The organism is Streptomyces boninensis (genome assembly GCF_048572725.1).
GTDB classification, from domain to species: domain Bacteria; phylum Actinomycetota; class Actinomycetes; order Streptomycetales; family Streptomycetaceae; genus Streptomyces; species Streptomyces boninensis.
Genome location: NZ_CP183837.1, coordinates 1,703,408 through 1,722,242 on the forward strand (window position 1 = coordinate 1,703,408; position 18,835 = coordinate 1,722,242).

At 73.2% G+C, this 18,835-nt stretch carries 15 protein-coding genes; 3 read left to right on the top strand and 12 right to left on the bottom strand.

From position 1 onward, the window contains the following. Positions 1-43: 43 nt before the first annotated feature. The gene (locus tag ACNNMR_RS07605) at positions 44-277 is read left to right on the top strand and encodes a hypothetical protein (RefSeq protein ID WP_419993761.1); all 234 of its coding nucleotides are present in this window, start codon (positions 44-46) and stop codon (positions 275-277) included. Positions 278-315: 38 nt separating this feature from the next. Beyond that, the gene (locus tag ACNNMR_RS07610) at positions 316-4,107 is read left to right on the top strand and encodes a WD40 repeat domain-containing serine/threonine protein kinase (RefSeq protein ID WP_419993762.1); all 3,792 of its coding nucleotides are present in this window, start codon (positions 316-318) and stop codon (positions 4,105-4,107) included. Positions 4,108-4,134: 27 nt separating this feature from the next. On the opposite strand, the gene der is transcribed toward ACNNMR_RS07610, so the two are convergent. The 5 genes from der to ACNNMR_RS07635 all read right to left on the bottom strand — a co-directional run bounded on the left by der (position 4,135) and on the right by ACNNMR_RS07635 (position 8,737). Continuing rightward, positions 4,135-5,613 (bottom strand): ribosome biogenesis GTPase Der, encoded by a 1,479-nt coding sequence (der, locus tag ACNNMR_RS07615; protein ID WP_419993763.1) that lies wholly within the window; start codon positions 5,611-5,613, stop codon positions 4,135-4,137. Between the two features lie 55 nt (positions 5,614-5,668). After that, on the bottom strand, positions 5,669-6,346 hold the full coding sequence (locus ACNNMR_RS07620) for a lysophospholipid acyltransferase family protein (RefSeq protein ID WP_419993764.1): 678 nt from the start codon (positions 6,344-6,346) through the stop codon (positions 5,669-5,671). Beyond that, complete coding sequence (gene cmk / locus ACNNMR_RS07625; protein WP_419993765.1) at positions 6,343-7,014, bottom strand: (d)CMP kinase; 672 nt, start codon at positions 7,012-7,014, stop codon at positions 6,343-6,345. The genes ACNNMR_RS07620 and cmk overlap by 4 nt, the downstream gene beginning before the upstream one ends. Positions 7,015-7,092: 78 nt before the next feature. Continuing rightward, a complete protein-coding gene (locus ACNNMR_RS07630; RefSeq protein WP_419993766.1) occupies positions 7,093-8,160 on the bottom strand; it encodes a prephenate dehydrogenase in 1,068 nt (355 codons plus the stop codon). Positions 8,161-8,254: 94 nt separating this feature from the next. Next, on the bottom strand, positions 8,255-8,737 hold the full coding sequence (locus ACNNMR_RS07635) for a YidB family protein (RefSeq protein WP_419993767.1): 483 nt from the start codon (positions 8,735-8,737) through the stop codon (positions 8,255-8,257). Between the two features lie 124 nt (positions 8,738-8,861). Between ACNNMR_RS07635 and ACNNMR_RS07640 the strand changes: the two genes are divergently transcribed. Next, positions 8,862-9,251: a DUF952 domain-containing protein gene (locus tag ACNNMR_RS07640; RefSeq protein WP_419993768.1), complete on the top strand. Its 390-nt coding sequence runs from the start codon at positions 8,862-8,864 to the stop codon at positions 9,249-9,251. A gap of 27 nt (positions 9,252-9,278) precedes the next feature. Here the strand turns inward: ACNNMR_RS07640 and ACNNMR_RS07645 are convergent, their stop codons facing one another. The 7 genes from ACNNMR_RS07645 to ACNNMR_RS07675 all read right to left on the bottom strand — a co-directional run bounded on the left by ACNNMR_RS07645 (position 9,279) and on the right by ACNNMR_RS07675 (position 18,670). Next, positions 9,279-10,376 carry a pseudouridine synthase gene (locus ACNNMR_RS07645; RefSeq protein ID WP_419993769.1) on the bottom strand — a complete coding sequence of 366 codons (1,098 nt, stop codon included), beginning with the start codon at positions 10,374-10,376 and terminating at the stop codon, positions 9,279-9,281. A gap of 10 nt (positions 10,377-10,386) precedes the next feature. Beyond that, positions 10,387-11,052, bottom strand: coding sequence for an SMC-Scp complex subunit ScpB (gene scpB, locus ACNNMR_RS07650; RefSeq protein WP_420000283.1), 666 nt, complete (start codon positions 11,050-11,052; stop codon positions 10,387-10,389). 32 nt (positions 11,053-11,084) lie between these two features. Continuing rightward, positions 11,085-12,281 carry a segregation and condensation protein A gene (locus ACNNMR_RS07655; RefSeq protein WP_419993770.1) on the bottom strand — a complete coding sequence of 399 codons (1,197 nt, stop codon included), beginning with the start codon at positions 12,279-12,281 and terminating at the stop codon, positions 11,085-11,087. 1,040 nt (positions 12,282-13,321) lie between these two features. Next, complete coding sequence (locus ACNNMR_RS07660) at positions 13,322-14,053, bottom strand: hypothetical protein (protein WP_419993771.1); 732 nt, start codon at positions 14,051-14,053, stop codon at positions 13,322-13,324. Between the two features lie 41 nt (positions 14,054-14,094). Then, complete coding sequence (locus tag ACNNMR_RS07665; RefSeq protein ID WP_165241658.1) at positions 14,095-15,090, bottom strand: ParA family protein; 996 nt, start codon at positions 15,088-15,090, stop codon at positions 14,095-14,097. A gap of 453 nt (positions 15,091-15,543) precedes the next feature. Then, positions 15,544-16,659, bottom strand: a complete 1,116-nt coding sequence (gene ald, locus ACNNMR_RS07670; RefSeq protein WP_419993772.1) for an alanine dehydrogenase — start codon at positions 16,657-16,659, stop codon at positions 15,544-15,546. A gap of 154 nt (positions 16,660-16,813) precedes the next feature. After that, positions 16,814-18,670, bottom strand: a complete 1,857-nt coding sequence (locus ACNNMR_RS07675) for a tetratricopeptide repeat protein (RefSeq protein ID WP_419993773.1) — start codon at positions 18,668-18,670, stop codon at positions 16,814-16,816. Positions 18,671-18,835 lie beyond the last annotated feature (165 nt).

Sequence of the window (18,835 nt, forward strand, 5' to 3'; positions counted from 1 at the left end):
TCGTTGCCCGGATGTGCACCCGTACCAGACACACATCCCCGGCATGCGTCCCGCCCACGACCACTCCCTGCCCGGCAGCAACCAGACGCCGATCTACGACGCCCTGTACGCCGAGTACCGCCGCCTGTTCCGGGCGCTGCCCGGCGACCGCACCGGCGAGGAGAAGCTGCGCTTCGAGGCGGTGCTCCGCGGCCGGCCGCCGCTCCCCCACGGCGGCACCCGCTGGGTGCACGGACAGTCCACGCGGAACCAGGAGGGTGACGGACACCGTCTCTAGACGGAGACTGAGAGCCCACGCCTATGGGGGTGGCGCAAATGGGCCGGTCCGCACTCGCACCCACTGATCCGCAGCGCCTGAAGAACTACATGCTCGCCGCGCGCCTCGGCGCGGGCGGCCAGGGTGTGGTCTACGAGGCGTACGACACCCGCAGCGGCGGCCGCGTCGCCATCAAACTGATGCGCACGGGCTTCGACGACCCGGAGCTGCGCGGCCGCTTCGCCCGCGAGGTCGATGCCGCGCGCCGGGTGGCCGCCTTCTGCACGGCGCGGGTGCTGGACGCGGATACGGCGGCGGATCACCCGTACATCGTCTCGGAGTTCATAGCCGGGCCGACGCTGCGCGAGTCGGTGCGGCATGGCGGCCGGCTGGACGGCGGCTCGCTGCTGCGCCTGGGCATCGGCATCGCCACCGCGCTCACCGCCATCCACCAATGCGGCGTCGTACACCGCGATTTGAAGCCGGACAACGTACTCCTCGGCCCGGACGGCCCCCGCGTCATCGACTTCGGCATCGCCCGCCTCGACGCCGCGCTGGAGTCCAGCCGCTACACCCAGCCCGGCATGCTCGTCGGCACGCCGAGCTACATGGCCCCCGAGGTCGTCTCCCCCGGCGGCAGCGGCCGTACGGGCGAGGCGGGCCCGCCCGCGGACATCTTCGCCTGGGGCGCGGTGGTGCTCTTCGCGGCGACCGGGCGGGATCCTTTCGGCGGCGCGGGCATCGGCGAGGTGATCGAGGCCGTCGCCCTCCGCCGCCCCGACCTGAGCGCGCTGGCCGAGCCGCTGCGCTCGCTGGTGGACCAGGCGCTGGCCAAGCAGCCCGAGTTACGCCCGACGGCGCGGCAGATCCTGCTGGACCTGATCGGCGGCCAGGGCACCGCCGCGGCGCGGGTGGCCGCCCAGGGCGAGCTGGAGCGGGGCGCGGACACCGCGGCGGCGGTACGGCCCGTGGCCGAGGCGTCGCTGCCGGAACTGCCGCTGGGGGATGCGGCGGAGGCGGCGTACGCGTCGCTGTCGCCGGCGGGGCAGGAGGCGGCGCGGGCGGTGCTGCTGCGGCTGGTGGTGCCAGGGGAGCGGGCGGACGGGAGCGAGGACGCGGTCCGTGGCGCGGAGTGGGGGGAGCTGCGGGAGGCGGTCGCCGCGGGTGCCGTGGGGGCGGCGGGGGGCACGGGTGGCGCGGGCGCGGCAGGCGGTACGGATGCGGCGGGCGGCGTGGATGAGGCCGCGGCGCGGCAGGCGGTGGCTGCCTTCACGGCGGGCGGGTTGCTGGCGGCCGAACGAGCGGGCGGCGGTGGTCAGTCGGGTGCCGGTGGCCAGTCGGGCGGCGGTGGGCAAGCGGGGGTCCGTAGCCAGTCCGACACCCTCGGATTGCTCGTCGCCGAAGGCACGTCCGTGCGGCTCGCCTACCCCGCGCTGCTCGGCGCGTGGCCGCGGCTGCGCGGGTGGGTGCAGCAGGATCGCGAGACGCTGCGCACGCTGCGGCGGCTGGAGCGCGACGCGGGGAACTGGGCGGCGCAGGGCCGTCGCCCCGACGACCTCTACCGCGGCGCCGCCCTCCGTACGGCCGAGGCGTGGGTGGCGGAGGCGCCACCGCGGCTGCGACCGGCCGCGGCCGAGCGCGAGTTCCTGGCGGCGGGCGCGGCGGCACGCACTCGCACCACGCGACTCAAGCGGGCGCGCTGGGGGCTGGCAGCGGTGCTGGTGGTGTGCGCGCTGCTGGGGGGCTCGATCGCGTACGTGAACTCGGAGGCGCGGGCCGAACAGGACCGCAAGGAGGCCGCGGGACGGGTGGCGACGGTGGCGGACACGCTGCGGCTGTCGGACCCGGCGGGCGCGATGCAGTTCGCGGTGGCGGCGGTGCGGGCCGCGGACACGGTGGACACGCGGGCGGCGCTGTACGGGGCGCTGTCGCAGCGGGAGTCGGATGTGCTGCGGCTCGGCGGCGGGAGCGGCCCCACGCTCCCCCTCCTCAGCGCCGACGGCCGCACCGCGGCCCTGGTGGGCGACGGCACGCTCCGTACCTGGGACGTCCGGACCGGCGACGCCCGCCCCGCCGCACGCATCGCCGGCGGCGCCGCGGACGCCGCCGCCATGACCCCCGACGGCCGTACGATCGCGGTCGCCGACGGCCGCCGCGTGACCCAGTACAACGCCCGCACCGGCGCCCGGACCGCGCTCCCGTACCAGGCGAAGTCCCCCGTCACGGCACTCACCTTCACCGGCGGCGACACCCTCGCCGTGACCACCCGCGGCGCGGTCGTGCTGCGCCGCCACGGCCGGACCGCGGGAACGTACCCGCACCACGACGCCGTCGCGGTCAGCCCGGACGGCAAGACCGTCGCCATGTGCCGTACGGGCAAGCCGATCGGCATCTTCCGCGTCGGCTCGCACACGCCGCGCCTCACCACCTCCCCCACCCTCATCGCCGGCGAGGACTGCGCGGTGGCCTTCAGCCCCGACGGCCGGATCGTCTCCGCGGTGCTCGCGGGCGAGGTGTGCAGCTGGGACCTGACGGCCGCGAAGCCGCCGCTGCGGCGCTTTGCGCATGAGGGCGCGGGCAAGGTGGCGTTCAGCCCCGACGGCGACTTCCTGGCGGCTACGGACGCGAACTCGCTCTCCCTGCACCGCACCTCGGACCTGCGCCCGGCCGCGGACCCGGCGCCGCCGGTGACGTACCCCCTCGGGAACGAGGAGGCGGGCGCGCTCGCCCTGGACGGCAAGGCGGAGGCGGTGCGGCTGCTGAGCGGCGGCACGGTGCGGACGGTGGACGTGTGGCAGCCGCGGGTGCGGGGCACGGCGCCGCAGGGGCCGAGCGGTGGTCCGGCGGCGGTGCTCAGTCCGGACGGCCGGCTGCTGCTCACGCAGCGCGCGGGCGGCCGCCTCGCGGTCGAGCCGGTGTCACAGCGCACGCCGCGTCGCGCGGTCGCCAAGGCCGCGGAGGCGGCCATCGGCAGCGGTGAACGGGCCTACCGGCAGCTGGTGTTCAGCCCCGACGGCCGGCGGCTGGCCACCCTCGGCCGGGACGGCGAGGTCGCGGTGTGGCGGGTCTCGGGCGAGGGCGTCGAGCGGCTGCGGACGCTGCGGCGCGCGGGGGACGCGGGTGCGGCGCACGGGCTGGCCTTCCTGCCCGGAGCCGAGCGGCTGGCCGTGTCGGGGCCGGACGCGGTCCAGTTCCTCGGCGTACGGGACGGCAGGCCGCGCGGGACCGTGCGTGGCACCGGCGGCGGGCTACTTGCGGCCTCCCCCGCCTGCGGCCTGCTGGCCACTTCCCGCGGCGAGGTGATCGACATCGGCTCCGGCAAGGTGATCCAGCGCGGCCTCGCCCCCGCCGATCCGACCGCGCTCGCCTTCCACCCGAAAGAGTGCCTCATCGCGTACGGCGACCGCCTCGGCCGCGTCACCCTGCGCGACGCGCGCACCGGCTTCCGGCTCGGCGTGCTGCCCGCCACCGACGGCGGCGACGGCGCGGGCGGTCCGGAAGGGGTGGCGTCGCTGGCCTTCGGGCGGAGCGAGTTCTCGGAGAAGGGCGTCCTGGCGGTGGGCGGCGCGCACGGCACGCTGCGGCTGTGGGATGTGTCGTGGCAGCGGCAGCTGGGGCACGGCTTCGGGACCGCGACCACGGGCCCGGTGACGGCCGGCTTCAGCGCGGACGGCGCGCGGCTTTACGAGGCCGGGCCCGGGCCCGGGGGCGTACGGGCGCATCCGATGGCGAAGGACGCGGCGGTGGCGGCCGTGTGCGCCCGCGCGGGGGCGGGGGCGCGCGGCACGATCAGCGAGCGGGAGTGGGACGTCAGGCTGCCGGAGGTGGACTACCGCAGGCCGTGCACGTGACGGAACGCCCCAGAAGCGCGGCCGCTCTTACTTCTTCCGGCCGCGCTTCTCCCGCACCCGCACCGAGATCTGAATCGGCGTCCCCTCGAACCCGAACTCCTCCCGGAGCCGACGCTCGATGAACCGCCGGTACCCGGCCTCGATGAACCCGGACGCGAACAGCACGAACCGCGGCGGCTTCGTCCCCGCCTGCGTACCAAAGAGAATCCGCGGCTGCTTGCCGCCCCGGATCGGATGCGGATGGGCCGCCACCAGCTCGCCCAGGAAGGAGTTCAGCTTGCCGGTGGGCACCCGCGTCTCCCACCCCGCCAGCGCGGTCTCGATCGCCGGGACGAGCTTGTCCATATGCCGCCCGGTCCGCGCCGAGACATTCACCCGCGGCGCCCACTGCACCTGCACCAGGTCGCGCTCGATCTCCCGCTCCAGGTAGAAGCGGCGCTCGTCGTCGAGGGTGTCCCACTTGTTGTACGCGATGACGACGCAGCGTCCGGCGTCCACCGCCATCGAGATGATGCGGGTGTCCTGCACGGAGATCGACTCGTTCACGTCGATGAGCACGACCGCGCACTCGGCCTTCTCCAGCGCGGCGGCGGTGCGCAGCGACGCGTAGTAGTCCGCGCCCTCCTGCAGGTGCACCTTCCGCCGGATGCCCGCCGTGTCGACAAACATCCACTGCTTGCCGCCGAGTTCGATGAGCTCGTCGACGGGGTCGCGGGTGGTGCCCGCCTGCTCGTTGACGACGACCCGGTCTTCCTTGGCGACCTTGTTGAGCAGAGACGACTTGCCGACATTCGGCCGCCCGATCAGCGCGATCCGGCGCGGCCCGCCGATGCCGCCGGCGCCGAAGGTCTGCTGCGGCGCCTCCGGGAGCACCTCGAGGATCGCGTCGAGCAGATCGCCGGTGCCGCGGCCGTGGAGGGAGGAGACGGGGTGCGGTTCGCCGAGGCCCAGGTTCCACAGCATGGCGGCGTCGGCCTCGCCCGTAGGACCGTCGACCTTGTTGGCGCACAGCACCACCGGCTTGCCGGACCGCCGCAGCAGCTTCACCACGGCCTCGTCGGTGTCGGTGGCGCCGACCTTGGAGTCCACGACGAAGACGACCGCGTCGGCGGCCTGGATGGCGAACTCCGCCTGGGCGGCCACCGACGCGTCGAGGCCGAGCACGTCCTGCTCCCAGCCGCCGGTGTCGACGAGCTTGAAGCGGCGCCCGGCCCAGTTGGCCTCGTACGTGACCCGGTCGCGGGTGACGCCCGGCTGGTCCTGGACGACCGCCTCGCGGCGGCCGAGGATGCGGTTCACCAGCGTCGACTTGCCGACATTGGGGCGGCCGACGACGGCCAGCACGGGCAGCGGTGTGCTGCCGCCCGCGGCGGCGAGTTCGCCGGCGATGCCCTCCAGGTCCTCGGCGTCGAAGCCCTCCTGGGCGGCGAGCTCGAGGAACTCGGCGTACTCGGACTCGGAGAGCTCGCCGTGGGCTGCGCCCGAGGGGGTGGTGTCGTCGGTCATGGGGTTGCTGTCCTCATCCACAGGGGTCCGGGGATTCTCCCCCGGCAAGTCTCGTCTACCGGCCGGTCGCGCGCCTGGCGGCGGCCAGATGCGCGGTGAGCCGCTCCTGGATGCGCCCGGTGGCTTCATCCAGGGCCTTGCGGGTACGTCTGCCGCTGCCGTCGCCGGCCTCGAACGGGTCGCCGAAGACTACGTCGATCCGGCTGCGCAGCGGCGGCAGCGCGGATATCACCCGGCCGCGGCGCTCCCCGCTGCCGAGCACCGCCACGGGAACGACCTGCGCCCCCGACCGTACGGCGAAATACGCCAGCCCCGCGCGCAGCGACGCGAAGTCGCCCTCGCCCCGGGTGCCCTCGGGAAAGATCCCCAGCACCCCGCCCCGCTCCAGCACACCCAGAGCGTGGCCGATGGCCTTACGGTCGGCGCCGGAGCGGTCGACCTCCACCTGCCCGATGCCGTGCAGGAAGCTGCCGAGCGGGCCGATGAATGCTTCCTTCTTGATCAGGAAGTGCACCGGCCGCGGCGAGGTGCCCATGAGCACGGGCCCGTCCACGTTGTGCGTGTGGTTGATCGCGAGGATCAGCGGCCCCGCGGCGGGCACCCGCCAGCCGCCGAGCACCCGGGGCCGCCACATGCCGTTGATGATCCCGATGCCGAGCCGCCGCCCGACGGCGGCCCCCTTCAGGCTCGGCTGCGCCGCCTTGGCGGGCCGTTCGGTCTGCTGCGACGTCACCGACCCTGCTGCTTCTCTTCTACGAGCGTGACCACGCACTCGATGACCTGCTCGAGGGTCAGCTCCGTGGTGTCCACCTCGACGGCGTCGTCGGCCTTGGCCAGCGGGGAGGCCTTGCGGGTGGAGTCGGCGGCGTCACGCTTGGCGAGGGCCTCCTGGGTGGCCTTCAGGCCCGCCGCGTCCTTGCCCTTGAGCTCGCCGGAGCGGCGGGCGGCGCGGGCGCCCTCGGAGGCGGTGAGGAAGACCTTCAGGTCGGCGTCCGGCAGCACGGTGGTGCCGATGTCGCGGCCCTCGACGACGATGCCGCCCGCCGCGTCCTTGGCGATGCTGCGCTGCAGGGCGGTGATGCGCGCCCGCACCTCCGGCACGGCGGAGACGGCGCTGACCGCGGAGGTGACCTCCTGGGTGCGGATCGGCCCGGCCACGTCCGTACCGTCGACGGTGATGGTCGGGGCGGACGGGTCCGTGCCGGAGACGATCTCGGCCCGGCCGACGGCGGCGGCGATGGCGGCGGGGTCCTTGAGGTCGATGCCGTTGTGCAGCATCCACCAGGTGATCGCGCGGTACTGGGCGCCGGTGTCGAGGTAACGCAGGCCGAGCTTGGCGGCGACCGCCTTGGAAGTGCTCGACTTGCCCGTACCGGAGGGGCCGTCGATTCCGACGATCATGAATGTGCACCTTTCGGATTCAGCCTGCGCATAGCTACGGCCCCGAGGGGGCCGCCGCCTAAGGGTACTGGCACTCGGTCAGTCCCTGAGCGCCCACCCGCGCTCGCGCAGGGCCGCGCTGAGGGCGGGGGCGGCCTGCGGCTCGACCATGAGCTGCATGCGGCCGGCCTGCTGGCCGGTGGCGTGCTCGATACGGACGTCCTCGATGTTGACCCCGGCGCGGCCCGCGTCGGCGAAGACCCGGCCCAGCTGGCCCGGCTCGTCGCTGATGAGGACGGTGACGCTCTCGTACGCGGCGGGCGCGGCGCCGTGCTTGCCGGGCACCCGGTCGCGCCCGGCATTGCCGCGGCGCAGCACGTCTTCGATGCCGGCGGCGGGACCACCGGTCTCCAGCTCCCGCAGCGCCCGTACGGTCCCGTCCAGATCGGCCGCGACCTCCGAGAGCACATCGGCGACCGGCCCCGGGTTCGCGGACAGGATGTCGATCCACATGGCCGGGTCGGACGCGGCGATCCGGGTGACGTCCCTGATGCCCTGCCCGCAGAGCCGTACCGCCGTCTCGTCGGCATGCTGCAGCCGGGCGGCGACGAGGCTGGAGACCAGCTGCGGGGTGTGCGAGACGAGGGCGACGGCCCGGTCGTGGGCGTCGGCGTCCATGACGACGGGCACGGCGCGGCAGAGGGCGACGAGCTCGAGCGCCAGGTTCAGCACCTCGGTGTCGGTGCCGGGCGTCGGGGTGAGCACCCAGGGGCGCCCCTCGAAGAGGTCGGCGGTCGCGGCCAGGGGCCCCGAACGCTCGCTGCCCGCCATGGGGTGGGTGCCGATGTACGAGCTGAGGTCCCCGCCCGCCTGCTCCAGGGCGCGGCGCGGGCCGCCCTTGACGCTGGCGACGTCGATGTAGCCGCGGGCCACACCGTCCCGCTGGGCGGCCGCGAGGGCCTCGGCGGCGTAGGCGGGCGGCACGGCGACGACGGCGAGCTCCACGGGCCCGTCAGGCACCTTGTCGGCCCCGGCGCCGAGCGCGGCGGCGGTACGGGCCTGGTCGGCGTCCTCGTCCCGCAGATAGACCTGCACGCCGCGGCCCGCGAGGGCGAGGGCGATGGAGGTGCCGATGAGGCCGGTGCCGATGACGAGTGCGGTTCTCACGGTGGTCAAGGGTACTGAGCCCGGGCAGGCCGCCGCCGGGCCGCCCGGCTGTCGAGACGGGGGCCCGGCGGGCGGTTGCTCGGGTCAGACAGCGTCAGGCAGCCTTCTGGCCGCCCCAGCCGCCCGGCAGGACCTCGTTGGCGACGTCCTCCAGGGGCCGCTGCAGGTCGTCGGCGCCGTTCGGGGTGGCGCGGTCGACGGCCTGCGGCAGAGTGCGGGCGATCTCGTTGGCCGCCTCCTCGTCCGAGATGCCGTGCTCCGTTGCCGCCTGGTGGATGGCGTCGGCCGGGAGGAGGCGGGTCACCTCATCGGGGGTGAGGTCCTGGTTGGCACCGCTGCCGACCCAGGACTGCGCCTTCTCACGGACGGCGTCGTCAGGCTCGGCCTTGCTGTCGACCAGGCCGAAGAGGCTGCCGAGCGGGTTGCTCTGCTGGCCGCCCTGGCCGCCTTGGCCGCCACCGAGTGCGTTCAGCAGCGAACCCAGCAGGCCGCCGGCACCGCCACCACTACCGCCCTGCTGACCGCCGGCGCCGCCGAGCAGGCTGCCGAGGAGTGCTCCGAGAGGGTTACTGGACATGACCATGTCCCTTTCATGCTGTGCATGTGGCCGGGGGCCACGTCGACGCATTCCCCGGCATCGGACAAGCCCAATTTCCCGCAATTCCGGCATATCGGCCACTCGAGCGCGGTACAGAACCGGCATGATCTACCACGTGGTGCCGCTGGACGACTGGCTGATCGCGCCGGACCGCCCGTACGCCCCGCCGCACCTCGCCGAGGCGGGCTTCGTGCACTGCGCGCCGGACGAGGCGACGAGCTTGGCGGTGGCTGATACCGCGTACCGGGGCGCCCCGGGACCGCTGATGGTGCTGATGATCGATGAGCACGCGCTGGACGCCCGGATCAGCTGGGAGGCGGCGGATGGAGCGGAAGGGGCGGAAGGGGCGGAAGGGGCGCCGCCCCCGGGCATCCCGGCGGAGACCCTCTTCCCCCACGTGTACGGGCGGATCAACCGGACCGCGGTGGTGGGGATGCTGGAGGTACGCAGGGATGCCCGGGGGCGGGCGGTGGAGCTGGGGGTGTGGTCGTAAGGGGCTGCCGCAATGGAGGGACGGCCCTTACAGCCCGACCTCCTTCATCAGCATCCCCACCTCGGTGTTCGTCAGCCGCCGCAGCCACCCCGACTTCTGGTCGCCCAGCGCGATCGGCCCGAACTTCACCCGCACCAGCTTGTCCACCGGGAAGCCGGCCTCGGCCAGCATTCGCCGCACGATGTGCTTGCGGCCCTCGTGCAGGGTGACCTCGACCATGAAGTTGTTGCCGGTCTGCTGCACCACCCGGAAGTGGTCGGCGCGGGCGTACCCGTCCTCGAGCTGGATGCCGTCCTTCAGCCGCTTGCCGATCTCGCGCGGCAGCGGGCCGCGGATGTGGGCGAGGTAGGTCTTCTGCACGCCATAGCGCGGATGGGTGAGCCGGTGGGCCAGCTCGCCATGGTTGGTGAGGAGGATGATCCCCTCGGTCTCGGTGTCGAGGCGGCCGACGTGGAAGAGCCGCGTCTCGCGGTTGTTCACGTAGTCGCCGAGGTTCTGCCGCCCCTCGGGGTCGTCCATGGAGGAGACGACGCCGGCCGGCTTATTGAGCGCGAAGAAGAGATAAGACTGCGTGGCGACGGTCAGCCCATCGACCTTGATCTCGTCCTTCTCCGGGTCGACGCGGAGCCCCTGCTCCATGACGATCTCCCCGTTCACCTCGACCCGCGCCTGGTCGATCAGCTCCTCACAGGCGCGCCGCGAGCCCATGCCGGCGCGGGCGAGCACCTTCTGCAGCCGCTCGCCCTCCTCCTCGCCGAAGGTCTTCGGCAGCTTGATGGCGGGCTTGCTGTGCCGGGCGCGATTGCGCTCCTCGATCTGGGCGTCGTACTCCCGCGAGCGGGCGGGCGCGGGGCGACCGCGGCCGCCTTGGCCGCCGCCTTGCCTGCCGCCTGTCTTGCCGCCGGCGCCCGGCCGACCGCCGCCGGGCTTGCTGCCGCTCTGGTCGTACCGGCGCTCCTCAGGGCGCGGCTTGCCGCGCTTCTGGTCGCCGCGCTTTTGGTCGCCGCGCTTCTGGTCACCCTTGTTGCCCGCGCCCCGGAAATTGCGGTTGTTACCGCCGCTCCCGCCGCTCTTCCGGCCACCGCCGCCGCTGCCGCCTCGGCCACCGCCACTGCTGCTTCGCATGGAACTTCAGCTAGTCCTTGTCGTCGTCTACGTCGAACGACGGGACCCCTTCCTGCGATTCGCCTTCCACCGCGTCCGCCTCCGGGAGGAAGGGAGCGAGCTCCGGGAGCTCGTCCAGGCCGCGCAGGCCCATCCGCTCCAGGAAGTAGTTCGTCGTCCTGTACAGGATCGCACCTGTTTCGGCTTCCGTCCCCGCCTCCTCGATCAGCCCGCGCTGCAGGAGGGTGCGCATGACCCCGTCGCAGTTCACTCCGCGCACCGCGGAGACCCGTGACCGGGACACCGGCTGCCGGTACGCGACGACGGCAAGCGTCTCCAGCGCGGCCTGAGTGAGCCGGGCCTGCTGCCCGTCCAGCACGAAGCCCTCGACGGCGTCGGCGTACTCCGCACGGGTGTAGAACCGCCATCCATTGGCCACGAGCCGCAGGTCGAAGCCGCGCTGCTGGGCGGTGTACTCATCGGCGAGCTCGGCCAGGGCCTCGGAGATCTCGCGGGGCTTGCGGTGCAGGACCTTGGCGAGGTGTTCGGCGGCGACGGGCTCGTCGACGACCATGAGGACGGCTTCGAGGGCGGGCTTCAGGGGGAGGTCGGCGATGGGGTCGGCGGCGGGGTCGGCCGGGGCCTCCGCGGTCTCCGCGCTCTCCGCGTTCTCCTCGGCCTCCGCGCTCTCCGCCACCTCTGGCTGCTCGTCTTCCGTTTCCGTAACGCTCACTGCGCTGCGCCCTCCTCGTCCTTCTCGCGTTCCCCGGCCGGGGTGTCGAACTCATCGGTCACCATCGGCGTCCCGCCGTCCTCAGGGCCGGTCCAGCGCACTATCAGCGGGCCGAGCGCCTCGTCCTGGTCGAGGGCGACGGCCTTCTCCCGGTAGAGCTCCAGGAGCGCCAGGAATCGCGCTACGACAGTGAGCGAGTCCGGTGCGTCGGCGACGAGCTCGTGAAAAGCGGCGTTCCCGAGCTCCCGCAGCCGCGCGACCACGACCTCCGCCTGCTCGCGCACGCTGACCAGCGGGGCGTGGATGTGATCGACGTACACCTGCGGCTTGGGCTTGGGCTGCATCGCCTTGACGGCGAGCTTCGCGAAGCCCTCGGGCCCGATGGAGATGGCGACGTCGGGGAGCAGCTCGGCGTGGTGCGGTTCGAGCCCGACGGTACGGGGGTGGAGGCGCGACTCGCGCTCCAGCCGGTCCTGGAAGATTTCGGCTATCTGCTTGTACGCCCGATACTGCAGCAGCCGAGCGAACAGCAGGTCGCGGGCTTCCAGCAGGGCGAGGTCGGCCTCGTCCTCGACTTCCGCGGCGGGGAGGAGCCGGGCCGCCTTGAGGTCGAGGAGGGTGGCGGCGACCACCAGGAACTCGGTGGTCTGGTCGAGGTCCCAGTCCGGTCCCATGCCGCGGATGTGCGCCATGAAGTCGTCGGTTACGCGGGAGAGGGCGACCTCGGTGACGTCCAGCTTGTGCTTGGAGATGAGCTGGAGGAGGAGGTCGAAGGGGCCTTCGAAGTTGTCGAGGCGGACGGTGAATTTGTCGGTGGGGTCGGGGTCGTGTGCGTCGGGCTCGTGTGCGTCGGGCTCGTGTGCGTCGGGCTCGCCCGTCTCCGGGTCGCCGGCCTCCGGGTCGTTGTCGGGTGCCTGGGCGGGTGCGGGTTCGGTTTCCGGTTCCGGTACGGGCTCGGGGGCAGGGGCGGGGGCCGGGATGGGTACGGGGTCCGGCTCCGGTGGGTCCGGGAGCGGCGACGGGTCGGGCTGCGGGATGGGGAGCGGCTCGGGGTAGGGCTCCGGCACCGGGTCCGGCTCCAGCGGGCGGGTGGGGCGGTCCGGCGCAGGGGCGGTTGCCGCTGCGCGGGGGCCTTGGCCTAGCTCTCGCCGCGAGGGGGCTGGCGCCTGTGACTGGTCATCGTGCCTGTCCATCGCTGCGCAGCGTATCGCTTGCGGCGGGCTGGGCCGCGTATCTCCCACCCGCCCGCCCGTTGCTGTGTGCGGCAGGGCGCGCCCTGGTTTGGGTGGGTGGGCCGGGGCCGGGGTTCCACGACACCACCGAAAAAACGTGGTGGTCGGTTCGCTGCTCGGTGCTGGGTTTTTTCGGCGGCGTCGTTCCACCCCGGCCCCTCCCTGGGTGGGGCGGCCTGCGGTCAGCCGGGTGGGTGGGGTGCGGGTGGCTTGGCATCGGATGGTGGCGGCCGCGTCGCCGGGTTGCGGTGGGGTGCGGTGCGAGTGGGGTTGGCGGGCTGCGGAGGGGTGGGGGCGGCTGGTCCCCTTGGGCGGCCGGGCGGCGGTGAGTGGGTGGGGAGGATGCGACCCGGAGGCGGGGGCGGGGTGGGTGGTCGTGTTCGGCGGCCGGGCGGTGGTGAGGCGGATGTGGCCTCGGAGGTGTGGGGGGCGAGTTGGGTGGGCCCGGGTGCGGCCTGGGCCATCGTCCCCTCGGGCGGCCGGGCGGCCGGGCGGCGGTGCGGAGGATGCGCCCCGGAGGCGGGGGTGGGGGTGCGATCCGCAGGGGTCGGGGTGAGGCGGGGATGGTCCGGTGGGCGCCGGCGCTGCGGAGGGTGTGGCCCGGAGGGGCTGCGGGAGCGTGGCCCGGCACCGGGACTAGGGCAACCAACGTCTAGCGGAGCAGCCCCTCCGGGCCGCACCCGGACCCACAAAGCCGACCCCCGCGTAGCACCCCGTGCCAGCCGCACCCGGAACCACAGACCCAGCCCCGCACACCAGCACCCCCCAAACCGCACCAGGCCGCGCGGCAAGCGCACACGCACAATCAAGCCCGCCCGGCGCTTGAGGGCGAGCGCCGCCAGGCGCGATCGCCAAGGGCGCAGCAACCGCCGTCCGCCGGGCCGGACCACGCGCAAATCAAGCCCGCCCGGCGCTTGAGGGCGAGCGCCGCCAGGCGCGATCGCCCAGGGCGCAGCGACGCCGTCGCATGCAGCAACAGCAGAAGAGCCGACAGCCGCGCGCTAGCGCCCGCGCAAGCGGCGTACCAAGATGCTCGCGTCGCCCCGCGACTCCAGGTCCGCCAGGACCACCGCGACCGCCTCCCGCACGATCCGGCCACGGTCCACCGCGAGCCCATGCTCGCCCCGCAGCACCAAGCGAGCGTGCTCGAGGTCCATCAGCTCTTCCGCGGAGACGTACACGGTGATCTTCTCGTCGTGCCGCTCACGGCCACTCGGCCGCCGACCGGCCGCCCGCTTGGAACGGCGCTGCGCCGCAGTCGACCCGGAGCCGCCGCCCGCACCGGACCCCGCCCGCCGCTGCGTGCCCGGCCCGGAGGGACTCGCACTCGCCTGCCGCTCCCGCCGCGGCTGCCCCGCGTCGCGGCCGGAGTGCTCGGCAGGCTCCGCCTGTTCACGTTCGCGCGTCGCCGCGTCACTCCCGGCCGTGGCCGTACCACCGCCACCGCCGGCGTCACCACCGCGGCCACCGGAAGACTCACCAGCGGCACCGCCGCCACCCTTGCCCGATCCGGCCCCGGAACCAGACCCGGATCCCGACCCGGACTCCTCCTCCGACTCCGCCCCGCGCTCCCCCGCCGGCCCCGAGCCGGCCTCCGCATCGCCCTCACGCGCCGGCGACGGCACCCGCGGCGCGGCCGACGTGCCCGGTGCGCCAGGCGTCGAAGGCGCGGAGCCCGACTCGCCGTTCGCGTGGCCGCGGTTGCCCGTACCGGGAGGGGACTGCAGTCCCATCCCCCCGGTCGTACGGAACAGTTCGTCGGCCCCGGGCAGACTCACTCGGCGTGGCACCGGGCGAGCACCTCCCTGGCGAGCTGGCGATAGGCGGCCGCGCCGACGGAGTTGGAGGCGTACGAGGTGATCGGTTCGCCGGCGACCGTGGTCTCCGGGAAGCGGACCGTCCGGCCGATCACGGTGTGGTAGACGTGATCGTCGAAGGCCTCGACCACCCGCGCCAGCACCTCACGGGAGTGCACCGTGCGCGAGTCGTACATCGTGGCGAGGATGCCGTCCAGCTCCAGATCCGGGTTGAGACGTTCCTGCACCTTCTCGATCGTCTCCGTGAGCAACGCCACACCGCGCAGCGCGAAGAATTCACACTCCAGCGGGACGATCACCTTGTGCGCGGCCGTCAGGGCGTTCACCGTCAACAGGCCCAGCGACGGCTGGCAGTCGATGACGATGTAGTCGTACTCCTGCATCAGCGGCTTCAGCGCGCGCTGCAGCGTCTGCTCGCGCGCGACCTCGCTCACCAACTGCACTTCGGCGGCCGACAAGTCGATATTCGACGGGAGGAGGTCCATGTTGGGGACCGCCGTCTTCAGCAGCACCTCGTCCGCCGACATCCCCCGCTCCATGAGCAGGTTGTAGACGGTCAGGTCCAGCTCCATCGGGTTCACCCCGAGGCCCACCGACAGCGCGCCCTGCGGGTCGAAGTCGACCAGCAGCACCCGGCGGCCGTATTCGGCCAGCGCCGCGCCCAGGTTGATGGTCGACGTGGTCTTGCCGACGCCGCCCTTCTGGTTGCACATCGCGATGACCTTTGCCGGACCGTGGTCGGTCAGCGGCCCCGGGATCGGGAAGTACGGCAGGGGCCGGCCGGTGGGTCCGATACGTTCACGGCGCTGTCGCGCCGCGTCGGGTGCGAGCGTCGCGGCGTACTCCGGGTCTGGTTCGTAGTCCGCGTCCGGGTCGTAGAAGTGACTCTCGGACAGGTCGTCGTAGTCGGCGAGGCGAGTGGGGTCCTCGCCACCGCCGTGGTCGCCGGCCATGGCATTCACGTGATGATCGTTCCTGCTGTCGTGGGCGTAACCGCTCTGCGGCTGTCCCGTCGTCTGGTGTGCCGCGAAGGTGGAGACAGCGACGGAGCCGACAGGAGCCTGATCCCCGGTGGGGGCCTGGCCCCGCGCAGGCGTTCCTGGTTGACCACCCCCGGGAGCAAATGTCGACTCATTCACAAGTCGTCCTACCTCCTTGGTGACCAGGAAACTTCTAGATAGGTCAGCGTGGCATCTTGCCGACGATTGGCGACTCTATGGCGTGTCGGGGCCTGTCAGCAACACAAACCGGCGGACGCGGCACTATGTGTCGGCTATCGAACACGCCTGAAGTCAGTGGTGATGCACGACACACCTCCGGCCGAACCCCAGGTGACAAGGTTCGGCCGGTGGTGCGTTATTACCCTTTTGGCGACGGCTGTTGAGGCCGTTCGTATCTCCCGGATATCAGCCCAGGACGCGGCTCAGTTCGGTGACCGGAAGGCCGTGCGCCTCCGCGACCGGACCGTAAACGACCTGCCCCTCATGCGTGTTGAGGCCCAGCGCGAGCGCCGGGTCGCGGCGCAGCGCCTCGCGCCAGCCGCGGTTGGCGAGCTCCACGATGTACGGGAGCGTGACGTTGGTCAGCGCGTAGGTCGAGGTGTTGGGCACCGCGCCCGGCATGTTGGCGACGCAGTAGAAGACCGAGTTGTGGACCTTGAAGGTCGGCTCGGCGTGGGTGGTCGGACGCGAGTCCTCGAAGCAGCCGCCCTGATCGATCGCGATGTCGACAAGGACACTTCCCGGCTTCATGCGCGAGACCAGCTCGTTGGTGACCAGCTTCGGCGCCTTCGCGCCCGGGATCAGCACCGCGCCGACGACGAGGTCGGCGTCGAGGACGGCCTTCTCCAGCTCGAAGGCATTGGACATGATCGCCCGCACCTTGGTGCCGAAGACCCTGTCGGCCTCGCGCAGCTTGTTGACGTCCTTGTCGAGCATGGTGACGTGGAAGCCGAGGCCGACCGCGATCTGCGTGGCGTTCCAGCCGGAGACGCCGCCGCCGATGACGACGGCCTTGCCCGGGTGGGTGCCGGGAACGCCGCCCGGCAGCACCCCGCGGCCGCCGGCGGAGGCCATCAGGTGGTACGCGCCCACCTGCGGCGCCAGCCGCCCCGCGACCTCGGACATCGGCGCGAGCAGCGGCAGCTGCCGGCCGGCCGTCTCCACAGTCTCGTACGCGATGGCGGTGGTCTGCGACTCCAGCAGCGCGTCCGTGCACTCGCGGGATGCGGCCAGGTGCAGGTAGGTGAAGAGGATCTGGTCCTTGCGGAGGCGGTGGTACTCCTCGGCGATCGGCTCCTTGACCTTCAGCAGCAGGTCGGCCTGGCCCCACACCTCGTCGGCGGTGGGGATGATCGAGGCGCCGGCCGCGACGTACTCCTCATCCGTAATGGACGACCCGGCGCCGGCGTTCTTCTCGACCAGCACCTGGTGCCCATGGCGCACCAGCTCGTGGACGCCTGCCGGGGTGATGGCCACCCGGTACTCGTTGTTCTTGACCTCGCGGGGGATGCCGACCTTCACGACAGATCACGGTCCTTGGATCACAGGGATTTGACTGGAATGCCCGGTGGGCGAGGGTTGGGCACCACGCGCGGCACGCCCAGTGTGAACGAAGGCCTGCCACGCTGTCCAGCCTTACAAACCAAACAATCTTTTCGCTTAACGTCGATGTTTCTTAGGTGGAGCCATGGGCGGAGGCGGTAATTCTGTCGGCCGCACCCCGCTCCAGCAGCCGCTCCGCCGCCGACCGCTGCAGCTCCGCCTGCACCGGGTCCCCGAGCCGGTCGAGGGTGTCCGCGAGCCGCAGCTGCACGGCCGCCCGCAGCCGGTCGTCCCGCGCCTCCATCGCCACCTGCAGCGCCTCCTGGCAGGTGACCACCGCCTGCCGCGGATGGCCCGCGTACTCCTGCACCCGCGCCACCTCGCCCAGCGCCCGTGCCTGCCCGGACTGATCGCCGAGCCGCCGGCGGGCCGCCGCGGCCGCCTTCCACTGCCGCAGCGCATGCCCCCACGCCCCGGCGTATGTGTGCGCCGCCCCGAGCCGCCCCCGCAGCCGCGCCTCGTCGGCCAGCCCGTCGCCGCCGCGCGACTGCACGAGCGCGAGCGCCCGCCCGTACCAGTCGGCTGCCCGCTCGAAGTCGCCCAACTCCTGGTACGTGCACCCGATGGACTCCAGCGCCCGCCCCACCGGCTGCGGATCCCGCACCTCCCGGGCGGCCGTCAGCGCCTCGCGGTAGCGCACCAGCGCCTCCTCCGGCCGCCCCGACCGGGAGTCGAGGTCCCCGAGGTTCAGCAGCGCCGCCGCCTTCTCCCGTACGAGCCCGCGCCGCTCGGCCACGCCGAGCACCAGCTCGTGCAGCTGGTACTGCTCGGGGGCGGCCGACTCGTCCCCCTGGTGCGCTGCCAGCGCCCGCGACAGCGCGGCCGCGAACCGCCGCGCGAGGGTGTCCAGCTCGCCGTCCGCCACGGCGCTGCGGGCCGCCGCGATCAGCGCGGGCCTCCGCCCGGCCAGCCACTCCCCCGCGGCCTCGGGAGAGGCGAAGCGCAGCGTCTTGGGCAGCCCGGCGAGCCGCTTGTGTACGGGCGAGTCCTCGGGCTCCGTGACGGCCCGGCAGGAGTGCAGCAGCCGCACGGTCCGCTCCAGCATCCGGGCCCGCGCCAGCAGCACCTCCTCGGGCCGCTCCTTGGCTTCAAGGAGCTCCTGCAGCAGCGGCCGCAGGCAGCCGGGGACCTCGTAGAGCTCCCCTTCCCGCCGGACCAGGCCCAGCTTCTCGAAGTCCTCGAGGGTGGCCCGCGCGGCCGCGACGGTGCAGCCGCCGAGCGCGGACGCGGTGTGCGCGTCGACGAGCCCGGCGGGGGCGAGCACGAGCAGCCGCAGCAGGTGGGCGGCGGGCTGCGGCAGCGACTCGTATACGAGCCGGAAGGCGCGCCCGAGCGGCGCCCCGCCGGCCGGCAGCGCCTGCACGGCATCGGCGACGGCGGCCTCGGGCCGGGCCGCGAGCCATCCGCCGACCAGGGTCAGGGCGGCCGGATGCCCCTCGCATTCCTCGGCGAGCCGCTCCGCCGCCTTCGGATCCACGGTGATCCGGATGTCCCCGGCGAAGTGCTCCAGCAGCTCCTTCGCGGCGGGCGGCTCCAGGCCGCCGAGCACGCAGGGCCGCACGTCGGCGACGCCGGTGAGCGGCCCCTCGGATACGGCGACGACCAGGCAGTCGCGGCTGTCCGGGATCAGCTCGTCGAGCTGCTCGGCCTCGGTGACGTCGTCGACGATGATCAGGACCCGCTGCGGGACGTCCCGGATCTCCGCCGCGGTGTCAGCATCCAGTCGTAAAACGCCGTCCGGATAGTCGTCCATGACCTGCCGCGCCAGCTCCTCGGCGACCCGGCTGCGCCCGGACCCTGGCTTCCCGGCGATGAGAAGCACCCGGGCCCGCGGCGCGGGCCGCCCGGAGAGCGTATCCAGACCGGCCCGCGCGATATCCCCGCGCAAAGCCTCGAGCTCACGACCACGACCGACAAAGGGGGTGCTCACGCTTGCCGAGCGTAGTCGCCCCCACCCCAGCCCGCCGGTGCGGTTGGCCCTGATGGGGGAAGCCCTGCCCGATCCATCCCCCCGGGAGGAGGGCCGAGTGGAACGACGCCGCCGAAAAAACCCAGCACCGAGCAGCAGCCGACCACCACGTTTTTTCGGTGGTGT

Bases quoted from the DNA above. Each gene is read 5' to 3' on its own strand.
- ACNNMR_RS07605 (WP_419993761.1), top strand. From the start codon at position 44: ATGCGTCCCGCCCACGACCACTCCCTGCCCGGCAGCAACCAGACGCCG.
- ACNNMR_RS07610 (WP_419993762.1), top strand. From the start codon at position 316: ATGGGCCGGTCCGCACTCGCACCCACTGATCCGCAGCGCCTGAAGAAC.
- der (WP_419993763.1), bottom strand. From the start codon at position 5,613: ATGACCGACGACACCACCCCCTCGGGCGCAGCCCACGGCGAGCTCTCC.
- cmk (WP_419993765.1), bottom strand. From the start codon at position 7,014: ATGATCGTCGGAATCGACGGCCCCTCCGGTACGGGCAAGTCGAGCACT.
- ACNNMR_RS07635 (WP_419993767.1), bottom strand. From the start codon at position 8,737: ATGTCCAGTAACCCTCTCGGAGCACTCCTCGGCAGCCTGCTCGGCGGC.
- ACNNMR_RS07640 (WP_419993768.1), top strand. From the start codon at position 8,862: ATGATCTACCACGTGGTGCCGCTGGACGACTGGCTGATCGCGCCGGAC.
- ACNNMR_RS07645 (WP_419993769.1), bottom strand. From the start codon at position 10,376: ATGCGAAGCAGCAGTGGCGGTGGCCGAGGCGGCAGCGGCGGCGGTGGC.
- ACNNMR_RS07655 (WP_419993770.1), bottom strand. From the start codon at position 12,281: ATGGACAGGCACGATGACCAGTCACAGGCGCCAGCCCCCTCGCGGCGA.
- ACNNMR_RS07660 (WP_419993771.1), bottom strand. From the start codon at position 14,053: ATGGGACTGCAGTCCCCTCCCGGTACGGGCAACCGCGGCCACGCGAAC.
- ACNNMR_RS07665 (WP_165241658.1), bottom strand. From the start codon at position 15,090: ATGGCCGGCGACCACGGCGGTGGCGAGGACCCCACTCGCCTCGCCGAC.